At 56.5% G+C, this 16,651-nt stretch carries 13 protein-coding genes; 11 read left to right on the forward strand and 2 right to left on the reverse strand.

The window, feature by feature from the left end:
* Positions 1-50: 50 nt before the first annotated feature.
* Complete coding sequence (ggt, locus tag NQ842_RS02535) at positions 51-1,796, forward strand: gamma-glutamyltransferase (protein WP_257256473.1); 1,746 nt, start codon at positions 51-53, stop codon at positions 1,794-1,796.
* 54 nt (positions 1,797-1,850) lie between these two features.
* Here the strand turns inward: ggt and yhhY are convergent, their stop codons facing one another.
* A complete protein-coding gene (gene yhhY / locus NQ842_RS02540) occupies positions 1,851-2,339 on the reverse strand; it encodes an N-acetyltransferase (RefSeq protein WP_014833581.1) in 489 nt (162 codons plus the stop codon).
* Positions 2,340-2,595: 256 nt separating this feature from the next.
* Here yhhY and NQ842_RS02545 point away from each other — a divergent pair, with 256 nt between their 5' ends.
* The 5 genes from NQ842_RS02545 (at position 2,596) to gntU (ending at position 7,547) form a co-directional block, all read left to right on the forward strand.
* On the forward strand, positions 2,596-3,633 hold the full coding sequence (locus tag NQ842_RS02545) for an oxidoreductase (protein ID WP_046889457.1): 1,038 nt from the start codon (positions 2,596-2,598) through the stop codon (positions 3,631-3,633).
* A 123-nt stretch (positions 3,634-3,756) separates the two neighbouring features.
* Positions 3,757-4,452, forward strand: a complete 696-nt coding sequence (locus NQ842_RS02550; protein WP_014833580.1) for a pirin family protein — start codon at positions 3,757-3,759, stop codon at positions 4,450-4,452.
* A gap of 101 nt (positions 4,453-4,553) precedes the next feature.
* Positions 4,554-5,549 carry a gluconate operon transcriptional repressor GntR gene (gene gntR, locus NQ842_RS02555; RefSeq protein WP_014833579.1) on the forward strand — a complete coding sequence of 332 codons (996 nt, stop codon included), beginning with the start codon at positions 4,554-4,556 and terminating at the stop codon, positions 5,547-5,549.
* A gap of 126 nt (positions 5,550-5,675) precedes the next feature.
* Positions 5,676-6,203 (forward strand): gluconokinase, encoded by a 528-nt coding sequence (gene gntK, locus NQ842_RS02560; protein ID WP_014833578.1) that lies wholly within the window; start codon positions 5,676-5,678, stop codon positions 6,201-6,203.
* A gap of 3 nt (positions 6,204-6,206) precedes the next feature.
* A complete protein-coding gene (gntU, locus tag NQ842_RS02565; RefSeq protein WP_014833577.1) occupies positions 6,207-7,547 on the forward strand; it encodes a gluconate transporter in 1,341 nt (446 codons plus the stop codon).
* Between the two features lie 79 nt (positions 7,548-7,626).
* On the opposite strand, the gene yhgN is transcribed toward gntU, so the two are convergent.
* The gene (yhgN, locus tag NQ842_RS02570; RefSeq protein ID WP_014833576.1) at positions 7,627-8,220 is read right to left on the reverse strand and encodes an NAAT family transporter YhgN; all 594 of its coding nucleotides are present in this window, start codon (positions 8,218-8,220) and stop codon (positions 7,627-7,629) included.
* 177 nt (positions 8,221-8,397) lie between these two features.
* Between yhgN and asd the strand changes: the two genes are divergently transcribed.
* The 5 genes from asd (at position 8,398) to glgA (ending at position 16,635) form a co-directional block, all read left to right on the forward strand.
* Positions 8,398-9,501, forward strand: a complete 1,104-nt coding sequence (gene asd / locus NQ842_RS02575) for an aspartate-semialdehyde dehydrogenase (protein ID WP_014833575.1) — start codon at positions 8,398-8,400, stop codon at positions 9,499-9,501.
* Between the two features lie 231 nt (positions 9,502-9,732).
* On the forward strand, positions 9,733-11,919 hold the full coding sequence (gene glgB, locus NQ842_RS02580; RefSeq protein ID WP_050860015.1) for a 1,4-alpha-glucan branching enzyme: 2,187 nt from the start codon (positions 9,733-9,735) through the stop codon (positions 11,917-11,919).
* Complete coding sequence (glgX, locus tag NQ842_RS02585; protein ID WP_014833573.1) at positions 11,916-13,889, forward strand: glycogen debranching protein GlgX; 1,974 nt, start codon at positions 11,916-11,918, stop codon at positions 13,887-13,889. The genes glgB and glgX overlap by 4 nt, the downstream gene beginning before the upstream one ends.
* 17 nt (positions 13,890-13,906) lie before the next feature.
* The gene (gene glgC / locus NQ842_RS02590) at positions 13,907-15,202 is read left to right on the forward strand and encodes a glucose-1-phosphate adenylyltransferase (protein ID WP_013099110.1); all 1,296 of its coding nucleotides are present in this window, start codon (positions 13,907-13,909) and stop codon (positions 15,200-15,202) included.
* The gene (gene glgA, locus NQ842_RS02595) at positions 15,202-16,635 is read left to right on the forward strand and encodes a glycogen synthase GlgA (protein ID WP_014833572.1); all 1,434 of its coding nucleotides are present in this window, start codon (positions 15,202-15,204) and stop codon (positions 16,633-16,635) included. The genes glgC and glgA overlap by 1 nt, the downstream gene beginning before the upstream one ends.
* The last annotated feature ends 16 nt before the right edge of the window (positions 16,636-16,651 follow it).

Here is a 16,651-nt window from a genome sequence, read left to right on the forward strand (position 1 = left end):
TGAACCAGGCTTAAGCGGGGAATATGGCTCCCTTCACCTGGAGAACAATAATGATGAAACCAACCCTTTTGCGCTGGGTCGCCATCGCTGCGCTGATGGCAGGCGGTACATTTAGCGTGGCGGCTAACCCGCCAGCGGCACCTCCGGTCTCTTATGGCGTGGAGGAAGATGTGTTTCATCCCGTGCGGGCAACCCACGGGATGGTGGCCTCGGTGGATGCGCTGGCAACGAAAGTGGGCGTCGATATTCTCAAACAGGGCGGTAATGCGGTGGATGCCGCGGTGGCGGTCGGCTATGCGCTGGCGGTAACACACCCGCAGGCGGGGAATCTGGGCGGTGGCGGTTTTATGATGCTGCGCACCAAAGACGGAAAGACGACGGCTATCGACTTCCGCGAAATGGCGCCTGCTCAGGCCTCCCGCGATATGTTCCTTGACGATCAGGGCAACCCGGACAGTAAAAAATCGCTGACCTCGCACCTTGCGTCCGGCACGCCGGGCACCGTTGCGGGCTTCTCGCTGGCGCTGGAAAAATACGGCACGATGCCGCTGAACAAAGTGGTCCAGCCTGCCATTAAGCTGGCGCGCGACGGCTTTGTGGTGAATGACGCCCTGGCCGATGACCTTAAAACCTACGGCAGTGAAGTCATTCCGAACCATGAAAACAGCAAGGCGATCTTCTGGAAAGACGGAGAGCCGCTGAAGAAGGGCGATAAGCTGGTGCAGAAGAACCTTGCCAAAAGCCTGGAGCTGATTGCGGAGCATGGCCCGGACGCCTTCTACAAAGGGGCGATTGCCGACCAGATTGCCGAAGAGATGCAAAAAAACGGCGGGCTGATCACCAAAGCGGATCTGGCGGAGTATAAGGCGGTGGAGCGCGAGCCGATTAGCGGAACCTACCGCGGCTATGAGGTCTTCTCCATGCCGCCGCCGTCCTCCGGCGGGATCCACATCGTGCAGATCCTCAACATTCTGGAAAACTTCGATATGCACAAGTTCGGCTTCGGCAGTGCCGATGCCATGCAGGTGATGGCCGAGGCGGAAAAACGCGCCTATGCCGACCGCTCGGAATACCTTGGCGACCCGGACTTTGTGAAGGTGCCGTGGCAGGCGCTGACCAACAAAGCGTATGCCAAATCCATTGCCGATCAGATCGACATCAATAAGGCTAAGCCGTCGAGCGAGATCCGCCCTGGCAAGCTGGCACCGTATGAAAGTAACCAGACCACCCACTTCTCGGTGGTGGATAAAGACGGTAACGCGGTGGCGGTGACCTATACGCTCAATACCACCTTTGGAACCGGGATTGTGGCGGGCAACAGCGGCATTCTGCTGAACAACGAGATGGATGACTTCTCTGCCAAACCGGGTGTGCCGAACGTCTACGGGCTGGTCGGTGGCGATGCCAACGCGGTGGGGCCGAAGAAACGTCCGCTGTCGTCGATGTCACCGACCATTATGGTGAAAGATGGTAAAACCTGGCTGGTGACCGGTAGCCCGGGCGGCAGCCGGATTATCACCACCGTGCTGCAGATGGTGGTAAACAGTATCGACTTTGGGATGAACGTCGCCGAAGCGACCAACGCCCCGCGTTTCCACCACCAGTGGCTGCCGGATGAGTTGCGCGTCGAAAAGGGCTTTAGCCCGGATACGATCAAACTGCTGGAGCAGCGCGGACAGAAGGTGGCGGTGAAAGAGGCGATGGGCAGCACCCAGAGCATTATGGTGGGGCCGGACGGGGCGCTGTTTGGCGCATCAGACCCGCGGTCGGTGGATGATTTAACGGCGGGGTATTAATCTGTTGTGTAATTCCCTCTCCCGGTGGGAGAGGGTTAGGGTGAGGGCAACAAACTACTTCATTCGCGCCATATAATACGCATCCACATACTCGCCGTTGCGCAGGGCATAACGCTTGCCTGTGCCTTCAATCTCAAATCCGTGTTTTTTGTACACCGCAATCGCCGGCTCGTTATCGACAAACACCGTCAGCTCAATGCGGTCAACGCGCAGCCAGTTATCGCACATATCAATCATGGTGCGCATCAGTGCGCTGGCAACGCCCCGGTTTTGCCACTGCGCGCCTACACAAATCCCAAAATCAGCCACATGGCTGCGGCGTGGGCGTTGCGCGACAGCGATGCACAGATGCCCGGTGACATTACCGTCTATACAGGCGACCAGTTGCTTAATGCCGGGCTGGTCGGTGAGTCGTTCTTGCCACATTTGCTCAGACGGATGAGGAACCTGTAGTGTGTTGTGGTACACCTCCGGTTGGGCGTGGATCTGACGAATGGCGTCATAATCTTTCGGTTCCGCATGGCGTATCACTATCTCACTCATTCCTTGTTCCTCAGTCAGTTAAACATCCCTTCCAACATCAGTGACTTTGAAATTTGAGTCAACCGCTATTTTTTGCAAAAAGTATTGGACAAGTGCGAATGAGAATGATTATTATTGCTCTGCATTCAGGAAGACCACTACGGGAACCTGAAAGCACGACATTGCTCACATTGCTTCCAGTATTACTTTAGCCAGCTTTTAGCTGGCTTTTTTTTTGTTATGGTAAGACCCGGTAACCTTCCAAAAGGGCTGAGCCATGACACTACATTGCGCATTTATTGGATTTGGTAAAAGTACGACCCGCTATCACCTTCCGTATGTTCTCAACCGTAAAGACAGCTGGCATGTGGCGCATATCTACCGTCGCCGCGCGAAGCCAGAAGAGCAGTCCCCGCAGTATTCCCACATCCATTTCACCAGCGATCTGGATGAGGTGCTTAACGACCCGCAGGTTAAACTGGTCATCGTCTGTACCCATGCCGACAGCCATTTTGACTATGCGAAACGCGCGCTCGACGCGGGTAAAAACGTGCTGGTCGAAAAACCCTTCACCCCGACCATTGCCGAAGCGAAAACCCTGTTCGCGCTGGCGAAGAGCAAAGGGCTGACCGTCACGCCGTATCAGAACCGCCGCTTTGACAGCTGTTTCCTGACGGCGAAAAAGGCGATAGAAAGCGGCAAGCTCGGCGACATCGTGGAAATGGAAAGCCACTTCGACTACTACCGCCCGGTGGCGGAGACCAAACCCGGCCTGCCGCAGGATGGCTCTTTTTATGGCCTGGGCGTGCACACCATGGATCAGATCATTTCCCTGTTTGGCCGCCCGGACCACGTGGCGTATGACATCCGTAGCCTGCGTAACAAAGCCAACCCGGACGATACTTTTGAAGCGCAGCTGTTCTACGGCGACCTGAAAGCCATCGTCAAAACCAGCCATCTGGTGAAAATCGACTACCCGAAATTTATCGTTCACGGCACGAAAGGTTCGTTTATCAAGTACGGTATCGATCAGCAGGAGACCAGCCTGAAGGCCAATATCATGCCGGGTGAGCCGGGCTTTGCGGCGGATGATTCGGTTGGCGTACTGGAGTATGTGAACGCAGAAGGTGTGACGGTCAGAGAAGAGCTTACGCCAGAAACCGGCGACTATGGCCGCGTCTACGACGCGCTGTATGCAACCCTTACCCGCGGTGCGGCGAATTACGTCAAGGAATCTGACGTTCTGACTAACCTCGAAATCCTTGAACGGGCCTTCGAACAGGCTTCTCCTGCCACGGTAACCCTTGCGAAATAAGCAAAAAAGGCTCCTCTGTACTTGTTCATAATTTTTGAACAGAGGAGTCAATTTTCACCCTCTATGATCCCAGGCGGTTTGCGTCCACACTTACTCCATCGAAACGAACTGAGGGTGAAAACAATGATCTACTTACGCAAAGCAAACGAACGTGGTCACGCGAATCATGGCTGGCTGGACTCATGGCATTCATTCTCGTTTGCCGACTACTACGACCCAAATTTCATGGGCTTCTCCGCACTGCGCGTGATTAACGATGACGTGATTGATGCAGGCCAGGGCTTCGGTACCCACCCGCATAAAGACATGGAAATCCTGACCTATGTGCTGGAAGGGGCGGTTGAGCACCAGGACAGCATGGGCAATAAAGAGCAGGTTCCGGCGGGCGAGTTCCAGATCATGAGCGCGGGTACCGGTGTACGTCACTCCGAGTACAACCCGAGCAAAACGGAAAAACTGCACCTGTATCAAATCTGGATCATTCCAGAAGAGACCGGCATCACGCCGCGCTACGAACAGCGCCGCTTTGACGCCAAACAGGGCAAACAGCTGGTGCTCTCCCCGGATGCGCGTGAAGGTTCGCTGAAAGTGCATCAGGATATGGAGCTGTACCGCTGGGCACTGGCGAAAGACGAACAGTCTGTGCACCAGATTGCCGCAAACCGCCGCGTCTGGATCCAGGTGGTGAAAGGTGACGTGTCCATCAACGGCACCAAAGCGACAACGGCGGATGGTCTGGCCATCTGGGATGAGCAAGCGCTCTCCGTGCATGCCGACAGCGAAAGTGAAATTCTGCTGTTTGATCTGCCACCGGTGTAATAAATCATAAATAAATGCCCATCCTTCCCTTTGACAGGGGAAGGATGGGCTTTGTCCGTGATAAACTGAGCAAATCTCTCTCTTCAAGATTTCTCAGGACGATGAAAAAGAAACGCCCCGTACTTCAGGATGTCGCCGATCGTGTTGGTGTGACCAAAATGACGGTCAGCCGTTTTTTACGTAACCCGGAACAGGTTTCCGTAGCGTTGCGTGGCAAGATTGCCGCTGCTCTCGATGAACTGGGTTATATCCCCAACCGCGCACCTGATATTCTCTCCAATGCCACCAGTCGTGCGGTGGGCGTCCTCCTGCCTTCTTTGACCAACCAGGTCTTTGCCGAAGTGCTGCGCGGTATTGAAAGCGTCACGGATGCGTTTGGTTACCAGACCATGCTGGCGCACTACGGCTACAAACCGGAACTGGAAGAAGAACGTCTTGAATCGATGCTTTCCTGGAACATCGATGGCCTGATTTTAACTGAACGTACTCATACCCCCCGTACGCTGAAGATGATTGAAGTGGCTGGTATTCCGGTGGTGGAACTGATGGACAGCCAGTCGCCGTGCCTTGATATTGCCGTGGGGTTTGACAACTTCGAAGCGGCGCGGCAGATGACGGCGGCGATCATCGCGCGTGGTCATCGTCATATCGCCTACCTGGGTGCGCGTCTTGATGAACGTACTATCATCAAACAGAAGGGATACGAGCAGGCGATGCTTGACGCAAATCTGACCCCGTACAGCGTGATGGTGGAGCAGTCCTCGTCCTATACGTCGGGTATTGAGCTGATGCGCCAGGCACGGCGCGAGTATCCACAACTGGACGGTATTTTCTGTACCAACGATGACCTTGCGGTCGGTGCAGCGTTCGAATGCCAGCGTCTGGGGCTGAAGATCCCCGATGATATGGCGATTGCCGGTTTCCACGGCCATGACATCGGTCAGGTGATGGAGCCGCGTCTGGCGAGCGTCCTGACACCGCGTGAACGCATGGGCCGCATTGGCGCAGAACGCTTGCTGGCGCGCATTCGTGGTGAAGCAGTGACCCCGAAAATGTTAGATTTAGGTTTCACCTTGTCACCGGGTGGATCTATTTAATCCGACAAATTTGAAGTAGCTCACACTTATTCACTTCGCGCACGTTTGGATATTGCTTCTCTTTTGCCCCGGCAGGACAATGTTACCGATAACTGTTACCCGTAACAATTGACTGAGGGACACCCTTTGAGCACGACTAATCATGATCACCACGTTTACGTCCTGATGGGCGTTTCCGGTAGCGGTAAATCTGCCGTGGCAAGCGAAGTGGCGCATCAACTTAATGCGGCGTTTCTTGATGGCGACTTCCTCCATCCGCGCAGCAACATCATGAAGATGGCTTCCGGCGAGCCGCTGAACGACGACGATCGTAAACCGTGGTTACAGGCGCTGAACGATGCCGCGTTTGCCATGCAGCGCACCAATAAAGTTTCCCTGATCGTCTGCTCTGCGCTGAAAAAAACCTACCGCGACCTGCTGCGCGACGGCAACCCGAACCTCTCTTTCATCTACCTGAAAGGCGATTTCGAGGTCATTGAAAGCCGTCTCAAGGCGCGTAAAGGCCACTTCTTCAAAACCCAGATGCTGGTCACACAGTTCGAAGCGCTGCAGGAGCCGGGTGAAGATGAAAAAGACGTCTTAGTGGTTGATATCGATCAGTCACTGGAGGGTGTTGTTGCCAGCACCATCGAGGTCATTAACAAAAGGCAGTAAGTTTTGAGTACATTAACGCTAGTGTTGACAGCAGTGGGTTCGGTATTGCTGCTGCTGTTTTTAGTGATGAAAGCGCGTATGCATGCTTTTGTTGCTTTGATGGTGGTTTCTATTGGTGCAGGTCTCTTTTCCGGTATGCCGCTCGACAAGATCGCTGCGACGATGGAAAAAGGGATGGGGGGCACACTGGGCTTCCTGGCTATTGTGGTCGCGCTGGGCGCGATGTTTGGCAAGATCCTGCATGAGACGGGCGCGGTCGACCAGATTGCCGTCAAGATGCTGAAATCGTTTGGTCACAGTCGTGCACACTATGCGATTGGCCTGGCCGGTCTGATCTGCGCGCTACCGTTGTTCTTTGAAGTGGCCGTGGTGCTGCTGATTAGCGTGGCGTTCTCCATGGCGCGCCATACCGGTACTAACCTTGTGAAGCTGGTTATTCCGCTGTTTGCGGGCGTGGCGGCGGCGGCGGCGTTTCTCCTGCCGGGACCGGCACCGATGCTGCTGGCTTCCCAGATGCACGCTGACTTTGGCTGGATGATCCTGATTGGCCTGTGCGCGGCAATCCCGGGAATGATTATCGCCGGTCCGCTGTGGGGCAACTTCATCAGCCGCTACGTTGAACTGCATATTCCTGATGATATTACCGAGCCGCACCTGGGCGAAGGTAAAATGCCGTCCTTCGGCTTCAGCCTGTCTCTGATCCTGCTGCCGCTGGTGCTGGTGGGTCTGAAAACCATTGCCGCGCGCTTTGTACCGGTGGGCTCTACCGCGTACGAATGGTTCGAATTTATCGGTCACCCGTTCACCGCGATCCTGGTGGCGTGCCTGGTGGCGATTTATGGCCTGGCGATGCGTCAGGGGATGCCGAAAGACCGCGTGATGGAAATCTGCGGCGCTGCGCTGCAGCCAGCGGGTATTATCCTGCTGGTGATCGGTGCGGGCGGTGTGTTCAAACAGGTGCTGGTGGATTCCGGTGTTGGTCCGGCACTGGGTGAAGCGCTGACCGGAATGGGTCTGCCCATCGCGGTGACCTGCTTCGTGCTGGCGGCGGCGGTGCGTATCATTCAGGGCTCTGCGACTGTTGCCTGTTTAACGGCGGTTGGCCTGGTGATGCCGGTGATTGAACAGCTTAACTACTCCGGTGCGCAGATGGCGGCGCTGTCTATCTGTATCGCGGGTGGCTCGATTGTGGTGTCGCACGTGAACGACGCAGGCTTCTGGCTGTTCGGTAAATTTACCGGTGCCACTGAAGCGCAAACCCTGAAAACCTGGACGCTGATGGAAACTATCCTCGGCACCACGGGCGCGATTGTCGGGATGATTGCGTTTACGCTGCTGAGCTAACCCCGATTTTCGCCCTCTCCCACGGGGAGAGGGAGCAAACACTAAAAACGGCAATCAAGGATTGCCGTTTTGCTTTTACCTAGCCCTTCATCCACGCCCGGATCCCGTCCAGGAACATCTGCGTCGCCATCATCACCAGAATCAGCCCCATCAAACGTTCCAGCGCATTGACCCCTTTCTCGCCCAGCAGGCGCAGGAACAGCGACGACTGCAGCAGGATGATGAACGTTCCGCCCCAGGCAATCAGCAGGGCAATCACCAGATGGCTCATCTGGTTGGGATACTGATGCGACAGGAGCATCAATGTGGCCAGAATGGTCGGCCCGGCGACCAGCGGGATCGCCAGCGGTACGATAAACGGCTCTTCACCCGCCGGCAGGCCGCTGCTGCCCCCTTCGGCGCTCGGGAAAATCATCTTAATGGCAATCAGGAACAGAATAATCCCGCCGGAAATCGAAACGGTTTCGGCGCGCAGATTCAGGAAGGCAAGAATTTTTTCCCCGGCAAACAGGAAGATAAACATCACCAGCAGGGCGATAAGCAGCTCGCGGATCATGATCGCCCGTCGGCGCTTGGGTTCGGTGTGCTTCAGCACCGACATGAAGATCGGCAGGTTTCCCAGAGGATCCATTATCAGGATCAATAAAACCGCCGCAGAAATGATTTCACTCATGTAAATTAGCCCTGAATTTCTCTATGGTTATTAGGATGATTAGCTCTTTTTCTGATTGCCGGGCAATCATCGATTAATTTCGCTTGCGACTTTGGCAGCATTTTGTAATGTGAAGCATATCCCAGTTCAATACTGGCTTGCACAATCAGCACACACCCTCTGCAGGAAACAAATGCTATGAAAAACGTTGGTTTTATCGGCTGGCGCGGTATGGTCGGCTCTGTACTCATGCAACGCATGGTTGAAGAGCGCGATTTCGACGCTATCCGCCCGGTCTTCTTCTCCACTTCCCAGCTCGGCCAGGCTGCACCGTCCTTTGGTGGTACCACAGGGACGTTGCAGGATGCTTACGATCTGGAAGCGCTGAAGGCACTCGACATTATTGTGACCTGCCAGGGCGGCGATTATACCAACGAAATCTATCCAAAGCTGCGTGAAAGCGGCTGGCAGGGCTACTGGATTGACGCGGCCTCTTCGCTGCGCATGAAAGACGATGCCATCATCATTCTCGACCCGGTGAACCAGGACGTGATCACCAAAGGCCTCAACAACGGCGTGAAAACCTTTGTCGGCGGTAACTGTACCGTCAGCCTGATGCTGATGTCCCTCGGCGGCCTGTTCGCACAGGACCTGGTGGAGTGGGTCTCCGTGGCGACCTACCAGGCCGCGTCCGGCGGCGGTGCGCGTCATATGCGTGAACTGCTGACCCAAATGGGCCAGCTGCACCACAGCGTTGCGGCCGAGCTGGCAAACCCGGCGTCCGCAATCCTCGATATCGAGCGTAAAGTCACCGAGTTGACCCGCAGCGGCGAACTGCCGGTGGATAACTTTGGCGTACCGCTGGCCGGTGGCCTGATCCCGTGGATCGACAAACAGCTGGATAACGGCCAGACCCGTGAAGAGTGGAAGGGTCAGGCTGAGACCAACAAAATCCTCAATACCGCGAACACCATTCCGGTTGACGGTCTGTGCGTACGTATCGGCGCGCTGCGCTGCCATAGCCAGGCCTTCACCATTAAACTGAAAAAAGATGTGTCTATTCCGACCGTGGAAGAGCTGCTCGCCGCGCACAACCCGTGGGCGAAAGTAGTGCCAAACGATCGCGATATCACCATGCGCGAACTGACGCCAGCGGCCGTCACCGGCACGCTGACCACGCCGGTAGGGCGTCTGCGTAAGCTGAACATGGGGCCAGAGTTCCTCTCCGCGTTCACCGTGGGTGACCAGCTCCTGTGGGGCGCCGCCGAGCCGCTACGCCGCATGCTGCGCCAACTGGCGTAATAATTTGTTAACTACCGGGGGTGATTTTCACCCCCTTTTTTTGCGTACTACATGGAGTAAAACGCGTATGTCTTATTTTTTATCAGGAGTCATGTAGAGCGTTGGCTATGCTTTAAGGAAGAGTCATTTCTTACCTGAGGTTAGGACGGGACTAAGTGGAAGCCCGTTCAGGTCACATTAAAGTCGTCCCAGGCGCTTAAAAAGGGCGACATAAAAAACAGGATGAATACCATGTCCGATCGTGTGGATAGAGACGTGATTAATGCGCTTATTGCGGGTCATTTTGCCGACCCCTTTTCTGTGCTGGGGATGCACCAAACAGAGGCGGGACTGGAAGTCCGTGCGCTGTTACCGGATGCCACAGAAGTGTGGGTTATCGAACCTAAAACCGGCCGCAAGGTAGGCAATCTGGAATGCCTCGACTCGCGTGGCTTCTTCTCGGGCGTCATGCCCCGTCGTAAAAACCCTTTTCGTTATCAACTCGCCGTCATCTGGCACGGTCAGCAAAACCTGATCGACGATCCCTACAGTTTTGGTCCGCTGTTACAGGAGATGGATGCCTGGCTGCTGTCTGAAGGTACCCATTTACGCCCGTACGAAACGCTGGGCGCCCATGCGGATACGATGGACGGCATCACCGGCACGCGGTTTGCCGTGTGGGCACCTAACGCCCGGCGCGTCTCCGTTGTCGGGCAGTTCAACTACTGGGATGGTCGCCGTCATCCGATGCGCCTGCGTCGGGAAACGGGCATCTGGGAGCTGTTCATCCCCGGCGCGCAAAACGGTCAGCTCTATAAATTTGAGATGATCGACGCCCACGGAAAGCTGCGCATTAAAGCGGACCCGTACGCGTTCGAAGCGCAGATGCGCCCGGATACTGCCTCGCTGATTTGCGGGCTGCCGGAAAAAGTGGTGCAGAGCGAGGAGCGCAAACAGGCCAACCGTTTCGATGCCCCCATCTCCGTGTATGAAGTGCATCTCGGATCCTGGCGACGCCACACCGATAACAACTTCTGGCTCAGCTACCGGGAGCTTGCCGATCAGCTGGTGCCGTATGCCAAATGGATGGGCTTTACCCACCTTGAGCTGCTGCCAGTTAATGAGCATCCATTTGATGGAAGCTGGGGCTACCAGCCAACCGGGTTGTATGCCCCGACGCGCCGTTTCGGCACGCGCGACGACTTTCGCTATTTTATCAATGCCGCACACGCCGCCGGGCTGAACGTGATCCTCGACTGGGTGCCAGGCCATTTTCCGTCTGATGACTTTGGTCTGTCCGAGTTTGACGGTACGAAGCTGTACGAGCACAGCGACCCGCGCGAAGGCTATCACCAGGACTGGAACACGCTTATCTACAACTACGGTCGCCGTGAAGTCGCGAACTACCTCGTCGGGAATGCGCTGTACTGGATCGAACGTTTTGGCATTGATGCCCTGCGCGTGGATGCGGTGGCATCGATGATTTACCGCGACTACAGCCGTAAAGAGGGGGAGTGGATCCCGAACGAATATGGCGGTCGTGAAAACCTGGAAGCCATCGAATTTTTGCGCAGCACCAACCGCATTATTGGCGAGCAGGTTGAGGGCGCGGTGACGATGGCGGAAGAGTCGACTGACTTTGCCGGTGTTTCGCGTCCACCGTCCATGGGGGGCCTGGGCTTCTGGTACAAGTGGAACCTGGGCTGGATGCACGACACGCTCGACTATATGAAGCTCGACCCGGTCTATCGTCAGTACCATCACGACAAACTCACCTTCGGGCTGCTCTACAACTACACCGAAAACTTCATGCTGCCGCTGTCGCACGATGAAGTGGTGCACGGTAAAAAATCCATCCTCGACCGGATGCCGGGCGACGCGTGGCAGAAGTTCGCCAACCTGCGCGCCTACTACGGCTGGATGTTCGCCTTCCCGGGCAAAAAACTGCTGTTTATGGGCAACGAGTTCGCCCAGGGGCGGGAGTGGAACCACGATACCAGCCTCGACTGGCATCTGCTGGAAGGGGGCGATAACTGGCATCACGGCGTACAGCGACTGGTGCGTGACCTTAACCTGACCTACCGCCACCATAAAGCGCTGCACGAGCTGGATTTCGATCCCTACGGTTTTGAGTGGCTGGTGGTGGACGACAACGAACGCTCGGTGTTTGTCTTTGTGCGCCGGGATAAAGCGGGCAACGAGATTATTGTCGCCAGCAACTTTACGCCGGTACCCCGTCATCATTACCGCTTTGGCATTAATCAGGCCGGTAAGTGGCGCGAAATCCTCAACACCGATTCCATGCATTACCACGGCAGCAATGCCGGTAACGGCGGATGGGTCCAGAGCGATGCCATCGAAAGCCACGGGCGCCCCAACTCTCTGAGCCTGACGCTGCCGCCGCTCGGTACCATCTGGCTGGTGCGGGAGGGCGAATGACGCAGCTTACGGCAGGTAAACCCGAACCGCTCGGGGCGAGTTATGACGGAAAGGGGGTCAATTTCACCCTCTTTTCTGCTCACGCGGAGCGGGTCGAACTCTGTGTTTTTGATGGTGAAGGTAACGAACATCGTTACGATTTACCGGCACGCACCGGGGATACCTGGCACGGCTACCTGGCCGGCGGGCGGCCTGGAATGCACTACGGTTTTCGCGTTCATGGTCCCTGGGAGCCTTCTCAGGGGCACTGGTTTAACCCGGCGAAGCTGCTGATTGATCCTTGTGCCCACCGCGTGGAGGGCGAATTTAAAGATGACCCGATTTTCCACGTCGGCTATGGGGAACCTGACCACCGCGACAGCGCCCATATCGTCCCGAAAAGCGTGGTGGTGGGTGACCACTACGACTGGGAAGACGATGCCCCGCCGGGCACGCCGTGGGGCAACACCGTTATATATGAGGCCCATGTAAAAGGGCTGACCTACCTCCATCCGTCTATCCCCAAAGAGATGCGCGGCACCTATAAGGCGCTCGGCCATCCGACCATGATCGCCTATCTGAAACACCTCGGGATCACCGCTCTTGAGTTGTTGCCCATCGCCCATTTCGCCAGCGAGCCTCGCCTGCAGCGGCTGGGGCTGAGCAACTACTGGGGCTACAACCCGCTGGCAATGTTTGCGCTCGACCCGCGCTATGCCGTCAACCCGGACAAGGCGCGGGATGAGTTTCGCGATGCGGTGAAGGCGCTTCATGCGGCGGGTATCGAAGTGATTCTGGACGTGGTGCTGAACCACAGCGCGGAAAGCGATCTCGACGGCCCGACGCTCTCCATGCGCGGAATTGATAACCGTAGCTATTATTGGATCAGAGAGGATGGTGATTACCACAACTGGACCGGTTGCGGTAACACGCTCAACCTCAGCCATCCGGCGGTGACGCATTTTGCTTACGAATGCCTGAAATATTGGGTGGAAACGTTCCATGTTGACGGTTTTCGTTTCGACCTGGCACCGGTGATGGGACGCACGCCGGCGTTCAGCCAGCAGGCGCCGCTGTTTGAGGCGATAAGAAACTGTCCGGTGCTCTCGCAGGTGAAGCTGATTGCCGAGCCGTGGGATATTGGTGAAGGCGGCTACCAGGTGGGCAATTTCCCACCGCTGTTTGCCGAGTGGAACGACCATTATCGCGATGCTGTACGCCGATTCTGGCTGGCGCGAAATCTGTCTCTGGGGGAGTTCGCCGGACGCTTTGCCGCTTCCAGCGATCTGTTTAAACGCGATGGCAAACGACCTTCTGCCACCGTCAACCTGGTGACCGCGCACGACGGTTTTACGCTCCGGGACTGCGTTTGTTTCAATCAGAAACACAATGAGGCAAATGGCGAGGAGAATCGCGATGGCACTAACAATAACCATAGCTTTAATCATGGTATAGAAGGGTTAGGCGGAAGCCTGGACGTTATCGAACGGCGACGTGCCAGCGTGCATGCGCTGCTGACCACGCTGCTGTTGTCGCAGGGCACGCCGATGCTGCTGGCAGGGGATGAACATGGCCACAGCCAGCACGGTAACAACAATGCGTATTGCCAGGACAACACCTTAACCTGGCTCGACTGGGGAGAAGCGAACAGCGGTTTGATTCACTTTACCGCGGCGCTGATCCATCTTCGCCAGCAGATCCCCGCGCTCACCGCCAACCGCTGGTGGGAGGAGGGCGACGGCAACGTTCGCTGGCTGAATCAAGACGCGCAACCGTTAAGCGCGCAAGAGTGGCAACACGGCATACCGCGCCTGCAGATCCTGCTTTCGGATCGCTGGCTGGTTACGCTGAACGCGACGGATGACGTCGCAGAGATTGTTTTACCTGACGGGGAATGGCGCGCCGTTCCCCCCTTTGCCGGAGCGGATAATCCGGTAGTAATGGCTGTCTGGCACGGGCCTGCGCACGGAGTGTGCGTATTCCAAAGATGATAAAAAAGGAGTTAGTCATGGTTAGATTAGAGAAGAACGATCCCTTAATGTTGGCACGCCAGCTCCCCTTAAAAACGGTTGCCCTGATCCTCGCGGGCGGGCGCGGAACCCGTCTGAAAGATTTGACCATCAAGCGCGCCAAGCCGGCTGTTCACTTTGGTGGTAAGTTTCGAATTATCGATTTTGCACTGTCCAACTGCCTGAACTCCGGTATTCGCCGCATTGGCGTCATTACGCAGTATCAGTCGCACACCCTGGTGCAGCATATTCAGCGCGGCTGGTCATTCTTCAGCGAAGAGATGAATGAGTTTGTCGATCTCCTGCCTGCCCAGCAGCGTGTTCACGGTGAAAACTGGTACCGCGGCACCGCTGATGCGGTGACCCAGAACCTCGATATCATTCGCCGCTACAACGCGGAGTACATCGTGATCCTCGCCGGGGACCACATCTACAAGCAAGACTACTCCCACATGCTCATTGACCACGTCGAAAAAGGGGCGCGCTGCACCGTGGCGTGTCTGCCGGTGCCCGTTGCTGAAGCGACGGCGTTTGGCGTGATGCACGTGGACGCGGACGATAAAATTATCGACTTCGTTGAAAAACCGGCCAACCCGCCCACCATGCCGGGAGATGACACCAAATCGCTCGCCAGCATGGGGATTTATGTCTTTGATGCAGATTACCTTTATGAGCTGCTGGAAGAAGACGACAAAGACGAACACTCCAGCCACGACTTCGGCAAAGACATCATTCCAAAAATTACCAAAGCTGGCATGGCCTATGCACATCCTTTCCCGTTGTCCTGCGTGCAGTCAGATCCGAATGCGGAACCTTACTGGCGCGATGTGGGAACGCTGGAAGCGTACTGGAAAGCCAACCTCGATCTGGCCTCCGTCACGCCTGAGCTGGATATGTACGACCAGAACTGGCCGATCCGTACCCATATGGAATCCCTGCCGCCAGCGAAATTCGTGCAGGACCGCTCCGGCAGCCACGGCATGACGCTGAACTCGCTGGTTTCCGGCGGGTGCATTATCTCCGGCTCGGTGGTGGTGCAGTCGGTGCTGTTCCCGCGCGTGCGTATAAACTCATTCTGTAATATCGATTCGGCGGTGCTGCTGCCGGATGTCTGGGTCGGGCGTTCGTGTCGTCTGCGTCGCTGCGTGATCGACCGTGCCTGCGTCATTCCTGAAGGAATGGTGATTGGTGAAAACGCGGAAGAAGATGCACGTCGCTTCTACCGTTCTGAAGAGGGGATCGTGTTAGTCACACGGGAAATGTTGCGGAAACTGCAGATCAAACAGGAGCGATGATGCAGGTTTTACACGTATGTTCTGAGATGTTCCCGTTGTTAAAAACGGGCGGCCTGGCGGATGTTCTTGGTGCATTACCCGCGGCGCAAATCGCCGGCGGAGTCGATACCCGAGTCCTGCTGCCCGCCTTCCCGGATATCCGGCGCGGCATTCCCGATGCAAAGGTGGTGACGCGCCGTGACACCTTTGCCGGACGCATCACCCTGCTGTATGGACATTACAATGGCGTGGGCATTTACCTGATCGACGCGCCGCACTTATATGACCGGCCAGGTAGCCCGTATCACGATACGAACCTGTTTGCCTATACCGACAACGTGCTGCGTTTTGCGCTGCTCGGTTGGGTTGGGGCTGAAATGGCGGTAGGGCTGGATCCGTTCTGGCGCCCGGACATTGTGCACGCCCACGACTGGCATGCGGGGCTCGCTCCGGCGTACCTGGCGGCGCGGGGCCACCCGGCGAAGTCGGTCTTTACGGTGCATAACCTGGCGTATCAGGGCATGTACTACGCCCATCACATGAATGAAATCGATCTGCCATGGTCGTTCTATAACATGCATGGGCTGGAGTTTAACGGGCAGATCTCGTTCCTGAAAGCCGGGCTTTATTATGCCGATCACATCACGGCCGTCAGCCCGACCTACGCCCGTGAAATCACGCAGCCTGAGTTTGGTTACGGCCTGGAAGGGTTGCTCCGTCAGCGCCATCGTGAAGGGCGTCTTTCGGGTATCCTCAACGGTGTCGATGAGCAGATCTGGAGCCCCGAGACCGATCTGCTGCTGGCGGCCCGCTATGGCCGTGATTCCGTGGAAGATAAAGCGGAAAACAAACGCCAGCTACAGATTGCGATGGGGCTGAAGGTTAACGACAAAGTGCCGTTATTCGCGGTGGTGAGCCGTCTGACGAGCCAGAAAGGGCTGGATCTGGTGCTGGAGGCACTGCCGGGTCTGCTGGAGCAGGGCGGACAGCTGGCGCTACTCGGCGCGGGCGACCCGGTATTGCAGGAAGGATTCCTGGCGGCCGCGGCGGAACACCCGGGGCAGGTGGGCGTGCAGATTGGCTATCACGAAGCGTTCTCGCACCGGATCATGGGCGGCGCGGACGTGATCCTGGTACCGAGCCGTTTCGAGCCCTGCGGCCTGACGCAGCTTTACGGCCTGAAATACGGCACCCTACCGCTGGTACGCCGTACGGGCGGGCTGGCGGATACCGTATCTGACAGCTCGCTGGAAAACCTGGCGGACGGTATCGCCAGCGGGTTTGTCTTTGAGGACAGTAATGCCTGGTCGCTGCTACGGGCGATTCGGCGTGCTTTCGTCTTGTGGTCCCGTCCGTCGCTGTGGCGTTACGTCCAACGCCAGGCGATGTCCATGGACTTTAGCTGGCACGTTGCGGCGCAGTCATACCGCGATCTCTATCAACGCTTGATGTAACGAGGCGAAGTTACTG

Origin of the sequence: Enterobacter cloacae complex sp. R_G8 (genome assembly GCF_024599795.1) — a bacterium.
In the GTDB taxonomy this organism is placed as follows: domain Bacteria; phylum Pseudomonadota; class Gammaproteobacteria; order Enterobacterales; family Enterobacteriaceae; genus Enterobacter; species Enterobacter dissolvens.

Bases quoted from the DNA above. Each gene is read 5' to 3' on its own strand.
- ggt (WP_257256473.1), top strand. From the start codon at position 51: ATGATGAAACCAACCCTTTTGCGCTGGGTCGCCATCGCTGCGCTGATG.
- yhhY (WP_014833581.1), bottom strand. From the start codon at position 2,339: ATGAGTGAGATAGTGATACGCCATGCGGAACCGAAAGATTATGACGCC.
- NQ842_RS02545 (WP_046889457.1), top strand. From the start codon at position 2,596: ATGACACTACATTGCGCATTTATTGGATTTGGTAAAAGTACGACCCGC.
- NQ842_RS02550 (WP_014833580.1), top strand. From the start codon at position 3,757: ATGATCTACTTACGCAAAGCAAACGAACGTGGTCACGCGAATCATGGC.
- gntR (WP_014833579.1), top strand. From the start codon at position 4,554: ATGAAAAAGAAACGCCCCGTACTTCAGGATGTCGCCGATCGTGTTGGT.
- yhgN (WP_014833576.1), bottom strand. From the start codon at position 8,220: ATGAGTGAAATCATTTCTGCGGCGGTTTTATTGATCCTGATAATGGAT.
- asd (WP_014833575.1), top strand. From the start codon at position 8,398: ATGAAAAACGTTGGTTTTATCGGCTGGCGCGGTATGGTCGGCTCTGTA.
- glgB (WP_050860015.1), top strand. From the start codon at position 9,733: ATGTCCGATCGTGTGGATAGAGACGTGATTAATGCGCTTATTGCGGGT.
- glgX (WP_014833573.1), top strand. From the start codon at position 11,916: ATGACGCAGCTTACGGCAGGTAAACCCGAACCGCTCGGGGCGAGTTAT.
- glgC (WP_013099110.1), top strand. From the start codon at position 13,907: ATGGTTAGATTAGAGAAGAACGATCCCTTAATGTTGGCACGCCAGCTC.
- glgA (WP_014833572.1), top strand. From the start codon at position 15,202: ATGCAGGTTTTACACGTATGTTCTGAGATGTTCCCGTTGTTAAAAACG.